Below are 748 nucleotides of genomic sequence, written 5' to 3' on the forward strand. Positions count from 1 at the left end.
ATCAATGATGCCCCCGCGCTTGCCGCCGCCGACGTCGGTGTTGCACTGGGTGCGCGGGGAGCGGCCGCCTCCTCAGAGGCCGCTGGTGTTGTTTTGCTCGTGGACCGTCTCGAACCTCTGGCTGACGCGTTGATCGTCGCCCGGAGGACGGTCGTTATTGCGCGCCAGAGCGTTATCGTGGGGCTTGGGCTTTCGATCGCTGGGATGATTGCTGCCGCCTGGGGATTTCTTCTGCCTCTGCAGGGTGCGTTGCTGCAGGAAGCAATCGATGTCGCTGTGATCCTCAACGCCTTGCGAGCGCTACGACCTACAGGATCGAAAGCTGGATACGGCCGTGACCTGCCCGCCTGAAAAAGAGGCCTGCAATGATCATCACTGAAATGAAATGGCGGGAATGCGTAGATTTCCAGTCCGGCCACAGGCTTGGCAGGGTGGTATGCGCGAAGGACGACTGGGCATATGTCGTCCCGATATATCATGCCTTCACCAAAAAACTGGTTTTGCGGGTTCTCACTCTCCGCCAGAAGGTTGAGTGGATGCGCGTGATCGCGCAGGAACTTACGGCAAGATAAGCCATTAGTGACGAATGGAAGCCGGACGACGTGGCATGACTACCGGAGCGTCTTTGCCCCGCATGACTCATGTCTGGTTGATCCGGATCAATGTCGGCCGAGTAGAATTCTGCAGAGTAGACGAGTGACTTCATAAAGGATTAGACCATGCTCAGAGCCAGACGCGACGGCCTGGG

The 748-nt window shown here is 58.0% G+C and carries 1 protein-coding gene and 1 pseudogene; both read left to right on the top strand.

Annotation, left to right across the window (positions count from 1 at the left end):
• Nucleotides 1-351, top strand: a pseudogene (locus BN1800_RS39585) (heavy metal translocating P-type ATPase); the annotation flags it as partial.
• Nucleotides 352-365: 14 nt separating this feature from the next.
• Nucleotides 366-572 (top strand): hypothetical protein, encoded by a 207-nt coding sequence (locus BN1800_RS39590; protein WP_087006377.1) that lies wholly within the window; start codon nt 366-368, stop codon nt 570-572.
• Nucleotides 573-748: the final 176 nt, after the last annotated feature.

This window comes from Rhizobium sullae (assembly GCF_900169785.1).
Taxonomy (GTDB): Bacteria; Pseudomonadota; Alphaproteobacteria; order Rhizobiales; family Rhizobiaceae; genus Rhizobium; species Rhizobium sullae.

What these genes read in the sequence shown, in the direction of transcription:
- BN1800_RS39590 (WP_087006377.1), top strand. Translation starts at nt 366, where the DNA reads ATGATCATCACTGAAATGAAATGGCGGGAATGCGTAGATTTCCAGTCC.